16 protein-coding genes are annotated in these 17203 nt (G+C 63.2%); 2 read left to right on the top strand and 14 right to left on the bottom strand.

Translation table 11 applies throughout. The annotated features are described in order from the left end of the window. Positions 1 to 498: LLM class flavin-dependent oxidoreductase (locus tag KGA89_RS08255; protein WP_223471204.1), on the top strand; the 498-nt coding region annotated here is incomplete at its 5' end. A 223-nt stretch (positions 499 to 721) separates the two neighbouring features. On the opposite strand, the gene KGA89_RS08260 is transcribed toward KGA89_RS08255, so the two are convergent. The 11 genes from KGA89_RS08260 to KGA89_RS08310 all read right to left on the bottom strand — a co-directional run bounded on the left by KGA89_RS08260 (position 722) and on the right by KGA89_RS08310 (position 12537). Further along, a complete protein-coding gene (locus tag KGA89_RS08260; RefSeq protein ID WP_223471206.1) occupies positions 722 to 1111 on the bottom strand; it encodes a hypothetical protein in 390 nt (129 codons plus the stop codon). Positions 1112 to 1121: 10 nt separating this feature from the next. Beyond that, entirely contained in the window at positions 1122 to 2354 is a 1233-nt protein-coding gene (locus KGA89_RS08265; RefSeq protein ID WP_223471207.1) for an SfnB family sulfur acquisition oxidoreductase, read from the bottom strand. Between the two features lie 171 nt (positions 2355 to 2525). Next, complete coding sequence (locus tag KGA89_RS08270) at positions 2526 to 3302, bottom strand: ABC transporter ATP-binding protein (protein ID WP_223471209.1); 777 nt, start codon at positions 3300 to 3302, stop codon at positions 2526 to 2528. A 64-nt stretch (positions 3303 to 3366) separates the two neighbouring features. Next, positions 3367 to 4701 carry an ABC transporter substrate-binding protein gene (locus KGA89_RS08275; protein ID WP_053162345.1) on the bottom strand — a complete coding sequence of 445 codons (1335 nt, stop codon included), beginning with the start codon at positions 4699 to 4701 and terminating at the stop codon, positions 3367 to 3369. Between the two features lie 65 nt (positions 4702 to 4766). Then, on the bottom strand, positions 4767 to 6107 hold the full coding sequence (locus KGA89_RS08280; protein WP_223471211.1) for an ABC transporter substrate-binding protein: 1341 nt from the start codon (positions 6105 to 6107) through the stop codon (positions 4767 to 4769). 78 nt (positions 6108 to 6185) lie between these two features. Beyond that, positions 6186 to 7250 carry a branched-chain amino acid ABC transporter permease gene (locus KGA89_RS08285; protein ID WP_003200668.1) on the bottom strand — a complete coding sequence of 355 codons (1065 nt, stop codon included), beginning with the start codon at positions 7248 to 7250 and terminating at the stop codon, positions 6186 to 6188. A gap of 4 nt (positions 7251 to 7254) precedes the next feature. Beyond that, complete coding sequence (locus KGA89_RS08290; RefSeq protein ID WP_003200666.1) at positions 7255 to 8136, bottom strand: branched-chain amino acid ABC transporter permease; 882 nt, start codon at positions 8134 to 8136, stop codon at positions 7255 to 7257. Continuing rightward, a complete protein-coding gene (locus tag KGA89_RS08295) occupies positions 8133 to 8903 on the bottom strand; it encodes an ABC transporter ATP-binding protein (RefSeq protein ID WP_003200664.1) in 771 nt (256 codons plus the stop codon). The genes KGA89_RS08290 and KGA89_RS08295 overlap by 4 nt, the downstream gene beginning before the upstream one ends. Continuing rightward, a complete protein-coding gene (locus KGA89_RS08300) occupies positions 8900 to 9871 on the bottom strand; it encodes an AMP-binding protein (protein WP_223471212.1) in 972 nt (323 codons plus the stop codon). The genes KGA89_RS08295 and KGA89_RS08300 overlap by 4 nt, the downstream gene beginning before the upstream one ends. 4 nt (positions 9872 to 9875) lie before the next feature. Next, the gene (locus KGA89_RS08305) at positions 9876 to 11294 is read right to left on the bottom strand and encodes an LLM class flavin-dependent oxidoreductase (RefSeq protein ID WP_223471213.1); all 1419 of its coding nucleotides are present in this window, start codon (positions 11292 to 11294) and stop codon (positions 9876 to 9878) included. 181 nt (positions 11295 to 11475) lie between these two features. After that, positions 11476 to 12537 carry a M28 family peptidase gene (locus tag KGA89_RS08310; protein WP_223471215.1) on the bottom strand — a complete coding sequence of 354 codons (1062 nt, stop codon included), beginning with the start codon at positions 12535 to 12537 and terminating at the stop codon, positions 11476 to 11478. 225 nt (positions 12538 to 12762) lie between these two features. Here KGA89_RS08310 and KGA89_RS08315 point away from each other — a divergent pair, with 225 nt between their 5' ends. Then, on the top strand, positions 12763 to 13989 hold the full coding sequence (locus KGA89_RS08315; RefSeq protein ID WP_223471217.1) for a multidrug effflux MFS transporter: 1227 nt from the start codon (positions 12763 to 12765) through the stop codon (positions 13987 to 13989). Positions 13990 to 14033: 44 nt separating this feature from the next. On the opposite strand, the gene KGA89_RS08320 is transcribed toward KGA89_RS08315, so the two are convergent. From KGA89_RS08320 to KGA89_RS08330, 3 genes are all read right to left on the bottom strand, one after another. Then, positions 14034 to 15239, bottom strand: a complete 1206-nt coding sequence (locus KGA89_RS08320) for a DSD1 family PLP-dependent enzyme (protein WP_223471295.1) — start codon at positions 15237 to 15239, stop codon at positions 14034 to 14036. A 184-nt stretch (positions 15240 to 15423) separates the two neighbouring features. Continuing rightward, positions 15424 to 16308 carry an alpha/beta fold hydrolase gene (locus KGA89_RS08325; protein ID WP_223471219.1) on the bottom strand — a complete coding sequence of 295 codons (885 nt, stop codon included), beginning with the start codon at positions 16306 to 16308 and terminating at the stop codon, positions 15424 to 15426. Beyond that, the gene (locus KGA89_RS08330) at positions 16295 to 17200 is read right to left on the bottom strand and encodes a DMT family transporter (protein ID WP_223471221.1); all 906 of its coding nucleotides are present in this window, start codon (positions 17198 to 17200) and stop codon (positions 16295 to 16297) included. The genes KGA89_RS08325 and KGA89_RS08330 overlap by 14 nt, the downstream gene beginning before the upstream one ends. Positions 17201 to 17203 lie beyond the last annotated feature (3 nt).

The following is a 17203-nucleotide window of genomic DNA, read 5'->3' on the forward strand; positions in this document are numbered from 1 at the left end:
TGTATAAGAGACAGTGGCCGCAGCGTGCGTTTCGGCGTGCGCCTGCATGTGATCGTACGGGAAACCAGCGAAGCCGCATGGGACGCTGCCGACGAGTTGATCAGCCACCTCGACGACGCCACCATCGCCGCCGCCCAGGCCAACTACGTCAAGATGGACTCCGAGGGCCAGCGGCGCATGGCGGCGTTGCATGGTGGCGACCGCAACAAGCTGGAAGTGGCGCCCAATCTGTGGGCCGGTGTTGGCCTGGTACGCGGCGGTGCCGGCACCGCCTTGGTGGGCGACCCCGAAACCGTCGCCGCACGCCTGCTGGAATACGCCGACCTGGGCGTCGACAGCTTCGTCCTGTCCGGCTACCCGCACCTGGAAGAAGCCTACCGCTTCGCCGAACTGGTGTTCCCGCTGTTGCCCGGCAAGGGCAAGGTCACCGTGGAAGGAGCCTTCACCGGCGGCGCCTTCGACGTCCGCGCCGGCCAGGAGAAAGTGACCGCTCACTAAGCTGCATCCGTGGCGAGGGAGCGTGCCCACGCTCTGGGGTGTTGATCGTTCCCACGCTTTGCGTGGGAATGCATCCTGGTGACGCTCTGCGTCACATCCCAGAAGCGGAACGCAGAGCGTCCCTGGCGACATTCCCACGCAGAGCGTGGAACGATCAATTGACCGACCCACCGCTATCGCGAGCAGGCTCGCCCCTCACAGAACGAGGCATCTGCCGCCGTCCTTATCTCAAACCATCCCCTTGTCCATCGGCCAACGCAGCGCCGTTGAGGTAATGGTCGCCAAGCAGCCGACGCTGGGTCAGCAATGCCGGCTCGGGGTTGTCCGGCCAGGGTCGCGGCAGGCTGCGACCGGCCAACTCGAAGTACACATGACCGGACAGGCGCGCCGCCTCGGCGGCAGCCAGGCGAAACGCGATGGCGGCCGACTGGGACTCGTCGGCGTACTCCAGCAAGGCATCGGCAGCGTCGATGCGGATGCGCAGTTCGCCAACCGCGGCGATCACCAGGGCTTCATGACGGGCACTCTGGGCACGCAGGTAGTCAAGCAAAGCAGCCTCGACATGACGAGCATGGGCCAGGTCGCTACGGCCTTGGGAATGTAAGTTGGACATGCGCGATACCTCAGTTCCAGGAATGACGTTGTGGCTTGATGCCGTTGAGCAGCTGATTGCCGACCAAGTGATATTTCCAACGCACCGGGTCGTGCAGAGTATGGGTCCGCGCATTGCGCCAGAACCGGTCCAGCCCCTGACTGGCCGATACGCTGCGGGTGCCGCCCAACTCCAACAGGCGGCTGGACGCCTCCAGGGAAATCTCGGTGGACAGCACCTTGGCCTGGCCGACGATCACCGAGGCTTCAGCCACCCGCTCCTCGCAGGGCTCGGCGACAGCACGGTCGACCGCATGCGCCGCGCGCCGCAGAATCGCTTCGGCCGCCTGCAGGCGCCAGGCCAACTCACCGATCAGCGCTTGGCCAAGCGGGTCCTGCCAGCCGTGTTGCAGCCCGCTGTCCACCCATGGACGCGCCTGGCGTGCTACGCGCAAGGTCTCGGCGAAGGCGCCACGGGCAATGCCGGTGTCCACCGCAGCCTGGATGATTTGCGAGATCGGGCCGTCGGAGGTGGGTTGGTCATAGGCCTTCCAGGCCGGCACCACGTCGCTCGCTGGCACCCGCACGCCGGCGATGCGCACCTGGCCGCTGGCAGTAATGCGCTGGCCGAAACCGTCCCAACTGTCGATCACCGTCAGGCCCGCCGCATCGCGTGGGACGAGCGCGATATGGACGTGCCCTTCCTCATCCACTCCGGCAACCGGCACGATATGGGCGAACAGTGCGCCGGTGCAGTAGGCCTTCTCGCCGTCGAGTACGGCTGTGTCGCCGTCGAAGCGTATCTGCGTCTGGAAGGTGGTGACGTACTGGCTGCGCGCTTCGGAAAAGGCATTGCCGAAACGATAGCCTTGCAACACCTTGGCGTAGTAACGGCGCTTCTGCTCCTCGCTGCCGGTCAGACTGAGGTTGCTGAGCACACCGAAATGGTTCTGCGGCAACTGGCCGAGGGAAGGATCGGCAGCGGAAATGATCGCGACCACTTCACTGAGAGTGGCATAGGACACCTCGGAGCCACCGTATGCCTTCGGTACGCGGATCGCCCATAGCCCGCTCGCGGAAAAGCGTTCGAGCTCTTCCCAGGGCAACCGTCGCTCGCGGTCGCGCAAGGCAGCCTCGCGGGAGAAATCCTCGGCCAGGCGCTGCGCCACCTCGATGGCCTCGGCGTCGCTACGGATGATATGGGCCGGGCTGCGCGGCACCGGACGGGCCTGCCCAGGCAGATCGAAAGACGGTGAGTCGGTCATGTGCTACTCCATGCATAACGGGTTCACCCAGAGCCAAAGCACAGCCCGTACCAAACTTAAAAACTCTTTATATTCAATAAGTTGACGAGACACCCAGATACGCATGAAAGCCCCGTGAGCGGCAAGTTGTCGGCGGACTGTTGCCCAGCCAACAGTTGCATCGCGCCTCCCTCAGCGAACCTTGCCACCCAGGTAGAAATGCTGGATGTCTTCCCGCGCCGCCAGCTCCGTGGCGTCACCCTCACCCACCACCCGACCGTTCTCCAGGATGTAGGCGTAGCTGGCATGGCGCAGGGCGACATTGATGTTCTGCTCAGCCACCAGAAAACTCACGCCCTCCTGGGCATTGAGCTGCGCGACGATGGCGAAAATCTCTTCGACAAGGATCGGCGCCAGGCCCATCGAAGGCTCATCGAGCAGCACCAGTCGAGGCTTGGTCATCAGTGCCCGGCCGATGGCAAGCATCTGCTGCTCGCCGCCCGAGGTCAGTCCGGCCTGGGTCTTGCGCTTGGTCTTCAGCCGTGGGAACCAGGCGTAGATACGTTCCAGATCCTGCTCCAGCGCCCGTCGCGTCGGCTTGCGCAGGAAACCGCCGCTACGCAGGTTATCCTCGACGGTCAGGTGAGCGAACACATGCCGTCCCTCCAGCACATGGACGACGCCCTGGCGTGCCAGCAAATTGGCCGCAACCCCGGCGGAATCCTGTCCCTGGAAGACAATCCGTCCACGGCTGACCTGTGCCCGATCGGCCTGGACCAGCCCGGAGATGGCCTTGAGCGTGGTGCTTTTGCCGGCCCCGTTGGCGCCAAGCAGGGCGACGATGTCGCCCTGTCCGACCCGCAGGGAAACCCCGGCCACGGCGAGGATCGCGCCGTCGTAGATCACTTCGATGTCTTGCACCGCCAGCAACTCACGATTCTCAGTACCCGCAAGGGCCTCAATGGTCATGGTTTCCTACCCCTTGGGCGCAGTCGCGCCCGGTTGCGTTTCGATTTGCGAGCTGTGTGCCTGGTTACTGCGCCGCGCAATCGCGGGCGGTCACGCCCTTCTCTTTCGCGTACTCGGCGGCCTTGGCATCGATCAACGGGCGCAACGTGGCGCGGTCGGCCTGGACCCAATCGGTGATCAGGTTCCACTGCCGGCCGTCCCATTGCTGCACCTTGGCCGCCCCACCGCCCTCGTGGTCGTTGCAGGACAACCGCAGCGGTTGCATCAGCCCGAGAAAACCGATTTCCTTGAGGCGTGCATCGTTGAGGTCGAGGTGCTCCAGGCCCCAGCGACCTTCCTCACCGTTGAGCGGGCGATTGCCGAAATGCTTCTGCCCGGCGCGGATCGCTTCGACGGCAATGGCGGCGTTCACCAGGCCAGAGTTGTAGTAGACGCTGCCGAAGCTCTTCGGATCCTTGAGGTCGCTCTTGCCGGTGTCGAGGATGTACTGGCGGATGCGCTGGTGGATGTCAAAGTTGGCGCCGCCCGGATAGGGTGTCAGCGCCAGGTACCCCTTGCCCGCCTCGCCGGTCGGCAGCACGTCTTCGTTGGAACTGGCCCAGATGTCGCCGACGATGCGCTCCACCGGGTAGCCGAAACGTGCCGCGGTCTTGATCGCCACTGGCGTGGACACGCCCCAGGTGCGCAGGAACACCCAATCCGGCTTGAGTTGTCGCACCTGGCGCCACTGCCCGGCCTGTTCGTTACCCGGATCGGCCACCGCGATCTGGATGTTCTCGAAGCCGTACTTCTGCGCCAGCAGTGCCAGCGGCCCCTGGGTTTCCCGACCGTAGGCAGAATCGTGGTAGACGGTGGCGATTTTCTTGCCCTTGAGCTTGTCCAGCCCGCCCTCGCGCTCGGCCACATAGTTGATGAACGCCGAGGCCTCGCTGTAGAACGTCAGCATGACCGGGAAGTTGTAGGGGAACACCCTGCCGTCGGTGGCTTCGGTGCGGCCATAGCCGAGGGTGATCAAGGGAATCCTGTCGGCGGCGGCCTTGTCCGCAAGGGCATAGGCCGCTGGTGCACCATTGGGCGAGTAGATCGCCACCGGCGCGCCGTTGAGGCCATTCTTGAAGCGCTCGTAGCATTCAATGCCCTTCTCCGCCGTCCATTCGGTCTCGCACTCCTGCCAGACCAGCTTGACGCCATTGATCCCGCCTTCCACCTCATTGATGTAGCGCAGGTAGTCGATCATCCCGGCCCAGACCGGAATGCCGCTGGAGGCATAGGCGCCGACCCGGAAGGTAGCCAGCGGGAAGAACTGTTCGTTGGCCGCCTGGGCAGCCGGGATCAGCGCCGCACAGGCACCGAGCGCCAGGCCGAAGGCGGCGAGGCTATGTTTGAAGGTTGCATGCATGATTTTTTCTCGGCTTGAGTGCTCGACCGCACAACGGCGGCCGGGCGACAGTTATCGACGGCGGCTCACTGCTCGCTGGCGCAGTCTCGTGGGGTGATGCCCTTTTCCTTGGCGTAGGCCGCGGACTTGGCTTCGATCAATGGGCGCAGCGTGGCGCGGTCGGCCTGGACCCAGTCGGTCACCAGCACCCACTTCTCGCCGTCCCACTGCTGCACGCGCGCCGCACCGCCGCCCTCATGGTCGGAACAGGACAGTTTCAGCGGCGGCAGCAGGCCTTCGAAACCACTGGCCTTGAGCCGCGCGGCATCGATGTCCAGGTGCTCGAAGCCCCAGCGCGCTTCCTCGCCGTTGAGTGGGCGATTGCCGAACTTCGCCTGGGCCGTGCGCAGTGCTTCGACCGCGATGGCTGCGTTGATCAGGCCGATGTTGTAGTAGACCTTGCCAAAATAGCTGCGGTCCTTGAGGTCGCTCTTGCCGGTGTCGAGGATCGACTGACGCAAGCGCTTGTGGATCTCGAAACCGTCGCCGCCCGGGAACGGCGCAAGCGCCTGGTAGCCCTTGGCGGCAGGGCCAGCCGGGATCACATCGGCCTCGGAGCCGGCCCAGACATCACCAATGATGTGATCGACCGGGATGCCGAACCGCGCAGCTGTCTTGATCCCCACTGGAGTGGACACGCCCCAGGTCCGCAGGAACACCCAGTCCGGCTTGATCTGCCGCACCTGGCGCCATTGCGCGGACTGTTCGTTGCCTGGATCGGCCACTGGGATCTGGATGTTCTCGAAATCGTACTTCTGCGCCAGCAAGGTCATCGGCGCCTGGGTTTCACGACCATAGGCGGAGTCGTGGTAGACGGTGACGATCTTCTTGCCCTTGAGCTTGTCGAAACCGCCCTCGCGCTCGGCGATGTAGTTGATGCCCACCGAGGCCTGGCCGTAGTAATTGAGCAGCAGCGGGAAGGCATAGGGAAACACGCTGCCGTCGGTGGATTCGGTACGCCCGCCAGCCCCGTCGATCAGCGGGATCCGGTCGGCCGCGCCCTTCTCCATCAGCGCATAGGAACCCGGCGTGCTGTGGGTGAAGAAGAACGCTGTCGGCGCACCGTCCAGCCCACCCTTGTAGCGCTCATAGCACTCGACGATACGATCGACGTTCCACTCGGTCTCGCACTCCTGCCAGACCAGCTTGACGCCGTTGATGCCACCTTCGACCTCGTTGATGTAACGGAAATAGTCGATTTCCCCCGCCCACCACGGGATACCGCTTGAGGCATAGGCGCCGACCCGGTAAGTGGCCATGGGGATGAATTGCTGGTTGCTGGCGGCCTGGGTGACGGTCGGCAGCAGGGCCTGGACGCCAGCCACGAAGAGACTGGCGAACAGGAGGCGAGGCAAAGTTCTACGCATGGTTTGTACTTCTTGTGCAGTGTTGGAAACCTCCTTTCCCTTGGTCGGGTCAAGGTCTGTTGGGGCGTGGGTCGGCGCTCAGAACCGCAGCGGCCAGACTCTGATGCGTTCGCGCAGATCGCCGAGCAGGCGTGCCAGTCCTTCCGGTTCCTTGATCAGGAACCAGATGATCAAACCGCCGAAGAGCACCTTCTGCAGGTTCTGCAGTTGCCCGGCGTCGACGTTGCCGTTGAACAGCCATTGCCCGGCATGGCTGAGCAGGATCGGCACAAGGCTGATGAAGGCCGCGCCGATGAAGGCGCCGGCAATGCTGCCCATGCCACCGATAATGATGATGAACAGAATCTGGAACGAGCGGTTGATGTCGAAGCTGCCAGCACTGGCCGTCCCCAGGTAGGCGAACGCCCAGAGCGCCCCGGCGATACCCAGGTAAAACGAACTGACGGCGAAGGCCATGCGCTTGTCGCGCTCGACCGCAATCCCAATCACCGAAGCAGCGGTGTCCATGTCACGGATCGCCATCCAGTTGCGGCCGACCTGGCTGCGCACCAGGTTGATCGCCACCCAGGTCAGCAGCACCACGCAACTGAGGGTCAACAGGTAGCGGCCGACCGGGGTGGCCAGGTTATGCCCGAACAATTCCAGGCGTGGCGCGCTGATGGTGCCGGACGAGGCGTAGTTGTAGAACCAGGGAAACTTGGCGAACACCCATTCCAGGAAGAACTGCGCGGCCAGCGTGGTGACCATCAGGTAGAAGCCCTTGATCCGCGAACTGGGGATACCGAACAGCAGCCCGACCAACCCGGCGATCACCCCGCCGCCAAGCAGCGCCAGCGGCAACGGCAGGCCAGGCACGCGCAACAGCAGGCCGTAGGTGGCGAACGCACCCACCGCCATGAAGCCGGCGGCGCCAACCGACGTCTGGCCGGTGTAGCCAGTCAGCAGGTTCAGCCCCAGGCCGGCCAGCGACAACACCAGGAAAGGAATCAGGATCGCATTGAGCCAATAGTCGTTACCCAGCCACGGCAGGCCGACAAAGGCCACCAGCAGCAATAGCAGCAGGCCCGGCCGCCAGTTCCGACGCACCAGGGTCAGGGGCGCCTCGTCGAAGCTGGCAGTGAGGCGCGGAACAGTAGCGGTCATGGCGTCATACCCGTTCAATGATCCGGTCGCCGAACAGGCCGGACGGACGGATGTAGAGGAAGATCAAGGCGAGGAAATAGGCGAACCAGGGCGTGATGCCTCCGCCGATCAGCGGCCCGATGTAGGCCTCGGCAAGGTTCTCGGCGGCGCCGACGATCAGCCCGCCGACGATCGCCCCGCCGATCGAAGTGAAGCCACCAATGATCAGCACCGGCAGTGCCTTGAGCACCACCAGCGAGAGCGAAAACTGCACGCCCTGGCGCGCGCCCCAGAGCAGCCCGGCGACCAGCCCGACCACGCCGGCCACGGCCCAGACAATCTGCCAGATGCGGTTGAGGTTGATGCCCAGCGACAGCGCCGCACGGGTATCGTCGGCCACGGCACGCAGGGCGACACCGACGCGGGTCTTGTTGAACAGCAAGGCCAGCACCGCTACCGTCAGCACCGACACTCCGGCGGCGATCAGGTCGAACTGACTGATCATGATCTCGCCGACGAACAGCGGAACGTCCTCGATGCCCAGGTCCAGCGCGCGCACCTGGGCGCCCATCAGCCCTTGGGCGAGGCCTTCGATGATGAACGACAGGCCGAGGGTGGCCATGAACAGGGTAATCTGCGAACGGTTGACCAACGGCCGCAGCACCAGGCGCTCGATCAACAATGCGCCGACGATCATCACCAACACCGTCAGGACCAACGCCAGGGCAAAGGACAGGCCCTGCTCGCGCAAGCTGACGAAGGTCAGCGCGGCGAACAACAGCATGGCGCCCTGGGCGAAATTGAACACGCCACTGGCCTTGTAGATCAGAACGAAACCGATGGCCACCAGCGAATACAGGGTGCCGGCCAGCAACCCGCCGATCAGGGTTTCCAGAAAAAAGTTCATGGGTGAGGCGCCCCCAGATAAGCGGCGATCACCTCGGGATTGGCCTGGACTTCGGCCGGCGAGCCGTCGCCGACCTTGCGTCCGTAGTCCAGCACCACGACATGGCTGGACAAGCCCATGACCACCTGGATGTCGTGCTCGATGAGAATCACCGTGGTGCCAAGATCGCGATTGATGTCGGCGATGAAGCGGCTCATGTCCTGTTTCTCCTCGGCATTCATGCCGGCCATCGGCTCGTCGAGCAACAGCAGGGTTGGCTGCGCGATCAGTGCCCGGCCCAGCTCCACGCGTTTCTGCAGGCCGTAGGCCAGGCTGCCCACGGCGACGTCGCGCCAGGCCTGCAATTCAAGGAATTCCAGTACCCGCTCGGCACGCTCGGCGAACGCCCGCGCCTCGCGCCGGGCACGCGGCAGGCCGAGGGCCTGTTCGAGAAAAAACGTGCGCTGGAAGCGAGACAGGCCGGTAAGCAGGTTGTCCACCACGCTCATTTTCTTGAACAACGCATTGTTCTGGAACGTCCGGCCGATGCCGAGCCGCGCCGCCTTCAGCGGATGCGGGCGGCGCAACGGTTCGGCGGCGAAGAACAACTGGCCGGCATCGGCCCGGTAGACCCCATTGAGGATGTTCAGCAGCGAACTCTTGCCCGCACCATTCGGCCCGATCAACGCGCAGATTTCGCCAAGCTTTACGCTGAACGAAAGGTCGGAAATCGCTTTCACACCCCTGAACGACAGCGACACGTTGCGAACCTCCAGCAGCGCACTCATGCCGCTCGCTCCAGGTACTCCTGCAACCACGATTGAGGTGCCCGTCCTTGCAATACGGCGTGTGCGGGCGCGCTCGGCACTTCGATCCGGCGCAGCCGCTGGAAGCCAAGCAGATGCCGCACCCGCGCCTTGAGCCAGCGTCGCAGGCCACGCCGCGGATCATCCAGGGTCCATTCGCACAGGCGCCGTCGCCAACTGCCTGGAAGTGGCAGGCGAGCCTCGATTTCCGCCGCCAGCGATTCGACTCGCACGGCGGACAGCAACAAGGCCGTCGGGGCGATCTCGCGACGATCGCGACTGGCTGACTCGCGGGTTTCCGGAAATGCCAGGCCTTCGCCGCCGTCCAGCCAACGACTGAACAAGTGGGTCAAGCCATCGCACCATTCGGTGCCTTCGTCGACCCATACCACTGTGTCCTCGGCGACCTGGGCCCAGCCCTGGCGCTGTGCGGTCGGCGCCTCGCTGACGAACAGCACCGACAGCGACTGCACTTGCCACAGGCCGCGACTCGCTGCGTTGGCCTGGGCCGAATACAGCCGCAGCGGCCAATCCTCATCCAGGCCACACTGCAGCCAGTGCGATACGCTTTCGCGGCGCTGGACAAAGGCGAACGTCGGACGGGCCAGGCGTAACTGGCGCTGTAGATCCCCACCACGGCTGTCGCGGTCGATCACCACGCTGTGCCCGCCCAGTTGGCGTGCGGCCAGTGCCAGGATCAACAGGCTCGGCTCGAAGGCACCACTGAGCGCCAGCCGCGCGCCTGGGGCAAAACCCTGCTGGCGCAAACCATCGCAAACACATTCGACCTCGCGCTGCACATCGATCCAACGCCAGGCTTTCCAGATGCCGAGACGCCGATGGCGCAGGGCGATCTGCGTCGGTCGCTCCCTGGCCCAGCGTTGCAAGGCCGCCAGGGCACTGTCAGTCACGCTGTCGGGCAGTGGCGAATTGAGTTCGTAGACACTCATGGGCTTACTCCTCGCCGGCCAAGACCGGTTCAGCGAGATGGGTGCGCCGGGCCAGGCGACTCAAGTCCCGATAGCCGGCGCCAGGGTGGTTGCCCGGCAGTCGCGGGCCGTCGCCGAACAGCTTGTCGCGCAAAGTACCGGGGCGGTATTCGGTCTTGTACGCACCGCGCTGTTGCAACTCGGGCACCAGCAGTTCAACCACATCGCGGAAGGTTTCATGGGCCAGGGCGTAGGCCAGGTTGAAGCCATCCACATCGGTGTCCTCGACCCAGGTCTGCAACTCGTCGGCCACGGTTTGCGCACTGCCGACAATCAACGGGCCAAAGCCGCCGATGCCGACCCAGTCGGCCAGTTCCTGGACGGTCCACTGCTTGTCCGGGTCAGCGGTAGAGAAGGTTTCCACCGCCGACTGGATGGCGTTGGTGTGGATGTGCTTGAGGACCTGGTCAGGTCGGTACTGAGCGAAGTCGATGCCGGTCCAGCCGGAGATCAGCGCCAACGCGCCCTCGTAGCTGCTGTAGGACTTCAATTCTCGCCACTTGGCCTGCGCCTTGGCATCGGTCTCGTCGACGATCACCGTCTGCAGGTTGAAGATCAGCACCTTGCGCGGATCGCGCCCGGCTTCGGCGGCACGCCGGCGAATATCAGCCACGGTCTTCTTCAGGATCACCTTGGACGGTGCGGCGACAAACACACATTCCGCATGCCCGGCGGCGAAGTCCTTGCCACGGCTCGACGCCCCGGCCTGGTAGAGCACCGGCGTGCGTTGCGGCGACGGTTCGCAGAGGTGGATGCCCGGCACCTGAAAGTGCTTGCCCTGGTGACGGATCTCGTGGACCTTGCTCGGGTCGCTGAAAACGCCGTGCTCACGGTCGCGCACCACCGCGCCCTCCTCCCAACTGCCTTCGAACAACTTGTAGAGCACCTCCAGGTATTCGTCGGCATAGTCGTAGCGCGCATCATGATCGCTCAGCGCCTTCTGCCCGAGGTTACGCGCCCCGCTGTCGAGGTAAGAGGTGACGATGTTCCACCCGATGCGCCCCTTGGTCAGGTGGTCCAACGTGGACAGCCGGCGGGCGAAGGGGTACGGGTGCTCGAAGGTCAAAGAGGCGGTGAGGCCAAAGCCCAGGTGTTCGGTCACCAGCGCCATCGGCGTGATCAACGCCAGTGGATCGTTGACCGGCACCTGGGTCGCCTGGCGGATGGCCGCATCACCATTGCCGCCAAGCACGTCGTAGATACCGATCACATCGGCGATGAAGATGCCGTCGAACTTGCCGCGCTCCAGCAGCTTGGCCAGGTCGGTCCAGTAATCCAGGTCCTTGTACTGCCAGGCGCGATCCTTGGGATGCCTCCAGAGACCAGGCGACTGGTGACCGACACAGTTCATCTCAAAGGCATTCAAACGAATTTCACGTGGCATGGGAACTCCTGCTCGATAGCTTCAGCACCACTTCCCGGTGCTTCTCACTGTTCTATCAACATGATTCGTGCCAAGTGATAAGTCGTTTATTTACAATCAGTTAGATGCGCGTTCCATCAATGGAAATGCCTGTGTGGGGACACCCTTGTTGATCAACTGTCCGGTGGCAGACACTGCGTATTCACCCACCGGGATGAAGCAGGTACTCAGTGAGTGTCGCCGCACACGCAACGATCCCCTCATGGAGCACCATTTCAAAGCCATGGGTATTTTCCGTCGGAATGGCGATGCAACCCACCCGAGCGGCCAGGCCAGCACTCAGGATGGCGCTCGCGTCGGAAGCAAAATCAACCAGGAGCGCTACTTGTGGGTGATAGCCCGAGCGCTGTGCAGCCTTGACCAGGGCGTCCACGACAGAGCGGGTGTAATAGCCCTTCTGATCCCCGGTGTTGATAATCGGGTCTGCCGATAAAACCGTCCCGTATTCCTCCAGCACCGGGCCCACCTCGACCGCGATCGTGGTGTCGCCTGGTACGCGGGCAGAGGCATAGAGCGCACCGGCGTTGGACTCTTCCTCAAGTGTCGTGCAGACGAACCAGACGTCTTGCTTGAGCGCATGCCTTTGGTTTTTCAACTGCTGCGCCGTGGTGATCACTGCCGCCAATGGCGCCCGGTCATCCAGAAAGTGAGCAGCGACTGTGTCTTTCACTTGGAACGGCTGACGCCAGTGTCGGCTGAGTACCACACGTACGCCGGGCCGGACACCGGCATACGCCAATTCCTCCTGGGAACAGCGGGTAATCACATGGACATCGCTCCACTTCACCGCTCCTGACAGCACATCCCGCCCCTGGGCAGAACCGCCACTGTTGTGCATGGAACCGTAAGACAGTACGCCGGGAAGGCATTGGCCATCGCCGAGTATGTCGACCGGACACACACCAAAGCAGATGGGCTGGGCACCGCCTAGCGCGACGACTTCAAGGTTACCGTCAGGCCTTACTTTCTTCACGATCATGGCAATTTCATCAAGGTGAGCCATGACCCTGATGGGCGATGCCTGCGAAGCCCCCTCCGTAGCCTTGATCAGGCCCCGGACGTTGCCGGCCCCGTCGACAAAGGCCTCATCGCAGTGCTTGGCCAGCTCCTTGAGGCATATTTCCCGGACTTCGTCTTCCTGCCCGCCGGGACCGCGGGCCAGAAGCAGTGCTTCGAGCAGCGGCAGAATGTCCATTGAAGGCATCGGATAGGTTCCTGTCACAACGCTTGAAAAACGTAGACCTCACCCGTTTCCCGTCCGTTCAAATAGTTCATTCGCACAAGCATCGCTGGTCAGTCCGGCCCCGAACGGAACGCTGCCGCTTTGAGGGCGACACCTGCGCCCTCCCGATATTTAGCTTGACGCCAGAGATGACGATCATCATATTCAGCAAAATATTACGACCATCATTTTGACGCCGGAGGATGTATGGAAGCCCAAACTTCATTGGCGATTGCCAGTACCCAACCGCACGCCTCCACACAACCATTGACCGGCAAAGTCGTAGCGCTGCTGGCAGGCCTGGCGGCGATCAGCATGCTGTCTACCAACATCATTCTCCCGGCGTTCGCGGATATCGGCGAAGACTTGGGCGTGACTGCTCGCGAGCTCGGCCTGACACTGTCCAGCTTCTTCATCACGTTCGCCTTGGGCCAGTTGGTGGTCGGGCCACTGGCCGACCGCTACGGGCGCCAGAAGCTGGTGCTTGGCGGCCTCTCGGTGTTCGTGGTCGGCACCGTCATCGCCGGCCTTGCCACCACCCTTGATGTGCTGATCGCCGGACGCGTCGTCCAGGCGTTGGGGGTGTGCGCAGCCTCGGTGCTGTCGCGCGCCATCGCCCGGGATCTGTTTGAAGGCGAGACGCTCGCCCGGGCCCTGTCGCTGACGATGATCGCCACGGCCGCAGCGCCGGGTTTTTCGCCGCTGGCCGGCAGCGTCCTGTCCGTCACGCTCGGCTGGCGCGCCATCTTCATCCTGGTGGGACTGGCCGCCGTGGTATTGGCCTTTTTCTACGTGCGCGACCTCGGAGAAACCCATCCCGCCGATCGCCGGGCGCCGCACTCGGCCAAGAGCGTGGTGCTCGCCTATGGCAGATTGGCGCTGGACAAGCGCTTCATCCTCCCAGCCCTTTCAATGAGCCTGCTGATGAGCGGCCTGTTCGCCTCCTTCGCGGCGGCGCCCGCCATCCTGATGCAAGGTATCGGCCTGACCTCTTTGCAGACCGGCCTGTATTTCGCCTCTACGGTATTCGTGGTGTTCGCAGCCGGCATGGCGGCCCCGCGCCTGGCGCATCGTCATGGCGCCCGAATCGCCACACTCGTGGGCATTGCCTGCGCCATGACCGGCGGCGGCCTGCTGCTCGTCGGTCCCGCCGCGCCTGGTCTTGGGTGGTATGCCCTCTCGATGATCACCTTCCTGTGGGGCATGGGCCTGGCCAATCCGCTGGGCACGGCAATCACCATGGGCCCTTTCGGCAAAGAAGCCGGGATGGCCTCTGCACTGCTGGGTTTTCTCTCCATGGGTGCGGCTGCGCTGACCACCTGGCTGGCCTCGGTCTTGAGTTTCGCGCCGGTCACGACGCTGGGTGGGATTCAGACGACGGCCTGCCTGGTGGCGCTGGTGCTGTTTCTGTTTCTGTTTCGGGGTCGTCTTTGAAGGCGCTTTCCCGGCCAAGCCAAAAGCTCGCCTTCACGCTCCGATCAATACACAGGCCAGGTTTCAACAATCTTCCCGCCGCGCACGGCCAGCAAATCGCCAAATTGCAGCAGCACGGATTCAGTCTGGGTCGGCCGTAAAAACACCTGGTCTTCCACGTTCAACCCTACGGCCAGGGAGCCGTTGACCATTTCCTGATTGGAGCTGCGACCATAAAGCTCATTGCTTTGCAGCCCCTCGGGCGACTCGAACTCGGCCATCCAGTTACCGCCGTAGAGGAAGAATGTCGCGCGCTGATTAGGGTCCCACCAGGAGAACAATCGGGACTTGTCATCCAGGGCTGGGAAATTGACGGCCCCCGTGCTCTTTATCACGGGCGTTGCGATAAAGGCCGCCGGCACATGCTCGGCCAGCGATGGCAGGTCGTAATGGGTCGGCTTGAGAAACGCCGTCCCCACCGAGACCTCGCTGCTCAAGCGTTCCTGCTCATGTATAGCGTAACTGGGGCTGCCAGCCGTATTGAGCGTGAGCCCTTCGTGCCAAAGCGCAGGGAAGTGCTCACGCAGGTAATTCACATGGCCGTTGTAAATGACCATCACCTTGTCGAACAACGCCTGGGACGAACCAAGGACCCTGGGCACGCCCATGCCGACAAACGGGTCATACCCCATGAAGCCTGAAAATTCGAGCTGCTGCGGATGGGCACTGATCAGCGTCAGCATCTCGCCGAGCAGCGCGTGGTCAGCGACTCCGCCACGGTGCAGGCCGACATCCAGCTCGATATTGATCCGCATCCGGATGCCCAGGCCTTGCGCCAATGCCAGGTAATCCATCAGCCGCCGGGGGGTGTCGAGCAACCATTGCAGTTGCCTGGAAGGGTCGAAGGTTCCCTTGTGGGTTTGGTAAAACACCTCGGCCGAGCGTACCGGTAAAGGCTTGCCGAGCAAAATGTCTGCCTCGGGAAAGGTCACCGCGTCGTGATTGAGAAACGGCTGATGAAACGACATCAGCCGCCGGGTATCGGTACGTTTGGCGATGTACGTCAGCAGTCCTGGTGATGGCAGGGATTTCTCCACCAGGCGCAAATGTTTACCAGCACGGGTGACGGATTGCTTGACCACATTGATATTGTGATCGAGCAGGTCCAGGTCAATCAGCATCATGGGGCGCATCGGCCCATGGCGCTTCAGCTCCTGGTTCAGCGCGCGGAAGTACTCGTTGTAAGGGCTGCCGCGATCGCTCGGACGCAACAACGCCCCGGCCCCGACCATCAATGCACCCACTCCGGCGGCGCCGAGCATAAAGGTTCTACGATTCATCAGGACGCTCCCTCTGCATGCGCAGTCAAGTGCACGTTACGGCAGCGGTACCCGGCTGTTGAGGCTATGGGAGGTCAGAAAGGGGACTTTGGCGGCCAGGCTTTGATCGAACCTTCTACCCCCTGGACGTTGCAATGAACCGCGTGATTGCCGCCACCACATCGGCGCCCCGTTCAAGATAGGGCACATGCCCGGAGTCCTCGATGAACTCGCCGCGTGCATCAGGCAGTTGCTGGAGCAGATTTTCCAGGGTCGCCGGCAGGAATACCTGATCATGCCGGCCCCAGATCAACAGCGTCCTCGAAGCAATCTGTGGCAGCCGTTCGAGCAGCACGTCCAGGCCTTCGCGTCGAAAATCCTCGACGACCCGCTGCACCGTGGCAAACCTCGACTTGCCGCTGGCCGCCATGGCCTGGGCCAGGCGCCCTCCTACTTCGGGCGGCGCCTTGAACACCAGGCTCCAGAAGCGCTTCATCTCCTCGACCGTACGATAGCCAAACACCGTCCCCGCCCCTTGCAGGCTGGCTTTCAATGTGGGGCCTAGCGTTTGCTCGCCCAGACCGGCAGGCGCCAGCAAGACCAGGTGACTGACACGCTGCGGGTGTTTGGCGGCATACAGCCCGGCCACGCACCCGCCCAAAGAGCTGCCGACCAGCACGAAGGGACCCTCGACGAGTGTTTCCAGCATGCCTTCGAGCTCCGCCAGCATTGCCTGGGGTCCAAAGCCGGCACCCGCCTCGTACACGGATTGGCCATGCCCCGGCAAGTCGACGAAAACGCAATGGTGATGGCGCGCCATGCCCAGCATCGCAGGGCCCCACTGATCCTTGCTGGCGCCCAAGCCATGGAGCATGACCAGTGTCGTCCGCTGTTGCCGTGCAGGGCTTTGCAGATAGGCCAGGCGTCCATGCGCACCGCTGTGCCAGCGCAGCTTCAAACCGAACTGCCAGCGGTGGACCAGGCGCAAGGTGCCGAGCAGCAATCGATCAACGCGGTTCATCCGCCACCCCTTGTCCTTTGTCAGCCGCCTTGAGGGAGAATCTTGCCGGCAGGCGCAGTTGGCATAGCGCCACACCTGACAGCGTCAACACGGCGCCAATCACCAGGCGCTGGCTGAAACCTTCGGCGAGCATGACCTGGCTGACAGCGATCGCGAACACCGGCACCAGGAGCAGGTACGGGCTCAGTTGCTGCATCGAGTTGCGACCAAGCAACCAGAACCACAGGCCGAACCCCAGCAGACCACCACTGAGCGCGGTGTAGAGCACCGCCCACCATGCCTGGGCGCTGGCCGTGTAGACGCGTGTCCATTGCTCGCCTTCCTGGACGAACGACCACAACAACAGTTGCGGTGCGGCGATAACCGCCGTCCAGGCACTCAAGGCCAGCGGATCCAGGGGCCCGAGACGCTTGGTCAACACTGACCCGGCAGCGAATGCCAAGGCCGCCAGCGCCACCAGCAACATGCCGACGAACGTCCCGCCCGCCGATGGCGTAGCCAGTAGCACCAGGACACCGGCGAACGCCAGCAGGATGCCCGCCAGGAGCCGCAGTTTCAGGACTTCCCCCAATAACGCGAATGCCAGGACGAGGGTAAACGGTGCCGCCAATTGATAGATGATCGCCGAGGTGGAGGCATCTACCCGGGCGATACCGCAATACAGCAAACCGAAATGCAAGGTCCCGGTAATCGTGGCGACCAGGGCTACGGACGCCAACTGTTCACGCTTGACGCGCTTGAGCAGCGGCAGGAGAAACAGCGCCATGATCGCGTAGCGCATGGCGACCATGAGGATAGGCGGCAACTCGGCGCCGCCGATTTTCACTGCGGTGACCTGCGCGCCCCAGAGAAACGCGACCAGTAACGCGAGCAATGAATCTTTCAATGGCATGAC

This window comes from Pseudomonas sp. A-RE-22 (genome assembly GCF_019956035.1).
Classification (GTDB): Bacteria; Pseudomonadota; Gammaproteobacteria; order Pseudomonadales; family Pseudomonadaceae; genus Aquipseudomonas; species Aquipseudomonas brassicacearum.

Coding starts and splice junctions, on each gene's coding strand:
- KGA89_RS08260 (WP_223471206.1), bottom strand. CDS start 1,111: ATGTCCAACTTACATTCCCAAGGCCGTAGCGACCTGGCCCATGCTCGT.
- KGA89_RS08265 (WP_223471207.1), bottom strand. CDS start 2,354: ATGACCGACTCACCGTCTTTCGATCTGCCTGGGCAGGCCCGTCCGGTG.
- KGA89_RS08270 (WP_223471209.1), bottom strand. CDS start 3,302: ATGACCATTGAGGCCCTTGCGGGTACTGAGAATCGTGAGTTGCTGGCG.
- KGA89_RS08275 (WP_053162345.1), bottom strand. CDS start 4,701: ATGCATGCAACCTTCAAACATAGCCTCGCCGCCTTCGGCCTGGCGCTC.
- KGA89_RS08280 (WP_223471211.1), bottom strand. CDS start 6,107: ATGCGTAGAACTTTGCCTCGCCTCCTGTTCGCCAGTCTCTTCGTGGCT.
- KGA89_RS08285 (WP_003200668.1), bottom strand. CDS start 7,250: ATGACCGCTACTGTTCCGCGCCTCACTGCCAGCTTCGACGAGGCGCCC.
- KGA89_RS08290 (WP_003200666.1), bottom strand. CDS start 8,136: ATGAACTTTTTTCTGGAAACCCTGATCGGCGGGTTGCTGGCCGGCACC.
- KGA89_RS08295 (WP_003200664.1), bottom strand. CDS start 8,903: ATGAGTGCGCTGCTGGAGGTTCGCAACGTGTCGCTGTCGTTCAGGGGT.
- KGA89_RS08300 (WP_223471212.1), bottom strand. CDS start 9,871: ATGAGTGTCTACGAACTCAATTCGCCACTGCCCGACAGCGTGACTGAC.
- KGA89_RS08305 (WP_223471213.1), bottom strand. CDS start 11,294: ATGCCACGTGAAATTCGTTTGAATGCCTTTGAGATGAACTGTGTCGGT.
- KGA89_RS08310 (WP_223471215.1), bottom strand. CDS start 12,537: ATGCCTTCAATGGACATTCTGCCGCTGCTCGAAGCACTGCTTCTGGCC.
- KGA89_RS08315 (WP_223471217.1), top strand. CDS start 12,763: ATGGAAGCCCAAACTTCATTGGCGATTGCCAGTACCCAACCGCACGCC.
- KGA89_RS08325 (WP_223471219.1), bottom strand. CDS start 16,308: ATGAACCGCGTTGATCGATTGCTGCTCGGCACCTTGCGCCTGGTCCAC.
- KGA89_RS08330 (WP_223471221.1), bottom strand. CDS start 17,200: ATGCCATTGAAAGATTCATTGCTCGCGTTACTGGTCGCGTTTCTCTGG.